Annotated in this window: 1 protein-coding gene; it reads left to right on the forward strand. The window is 66.9% G+C overall.

Annotated elements, in window-relative coordinates:
• Positions 1–2: 2 nt before the first annotated feature.
• Positions 3–1,097: mandelate racemase/muconate lactonizing enzyme family protein (locus DC347_RS21270; RefSeq protein WP_240617897.1), on the forward strand; the 1,095-nt coding region annotated here is incomplete at its 3' end.

The raw sequence follows: 1,097 nt of genomic DNA on the forward strand, positions 1-1,097 counted from the left end.
TGATCCGGCACGTCAAGCTGTCCACCGCGCGCCTGCCGCTCACTGTTCCCATCAGCGACGCCAAAGTCTTCACCGGCCGGCAGAAGCCCATGACCGAGGTGGTCTTCCTGTTCGCCGAGATCACCACCGAACTCGGGCATTCGGGCATCGGCTTCAGCTACTCCAAACGGGCCGGCGGACCGGCACAGTACGCCCACGCCAAAGAGGTCGCCGAGGGCCTGATCGGCGAGGACCCCAACGACATCGCCAGGATCTACACCAAACTCCTGTGGGCCGGGGCCTCCGTGGGCCGCTCCGGCGTCGCCACCCAGGCCCTGGCCGCCGTCGACATCGCCCTGTACGACCTGAAGGCAAAACGCGCGGGCCTGCCCCTGGCCAAGCTCCTGGGCTCGTACCGCGACTCGGTACGGACCTACAACACCTCCGGCGGCTTCCTTAACGCCACCCTCGAAGAAGTCAAGGACCGGGCCAGCCGGTCCATCGAGGAAGGCATCGGCGGCATCAAAATCAAAGTAGGCCTGCCGGACAGCACGGAAGACCTCCGCCGGGTCGCCGGCATCCGGGACCACATCGGCCCCGACGTCCCACTGATGGTCGACGCCAACCAACAGTGGGACCGCGCCACAGCCCTGCGCATGGGCCGCCGCCTCGAAGACTTCAACCTGGCCTGGATCGAAGAACCGCTGGACGCCTACGACTTCGAAGGCCACGCCCACCTCGCCCACGTCCTGGACACCCCCATCGCCACCGGCGAAATGCTCGCCTCCGTCGCCGAACACAAAGCCCTGATCAACGCCAACGGCTGCGACATCATCCAACCCGATGCCCCACGCGTCGGCGGCATCACCCAATTCCTCCGACTCGCCGCCCTCGCCGACGAACGCGGCCTGGGCCTAGCCCCGCACTTCGCCATGGAAATCCACCTCCACCTCGCCGCCACCTACCCCCGCGAACCCTGGGTAGAGCACTTCGACTGGCTCGACCCGCTGTTCAACGAACGCCTCGAAACCAAAGACGGCCGGATGATCGTCCCGGACCGCCCCGGCCTCGGCATCACCCTCAGCGACCAAGCCCGCGCCTGGACAACCGAAAGCGTG

Source organism: Pseudarthrobacter sp. AG30 (genome assembly GCF_003116525.1).
GTDB lineage: Bacteria > Actinomycetota > Actinomycetes > Actinomycetales > Micrococcaceae > Arthrobacter.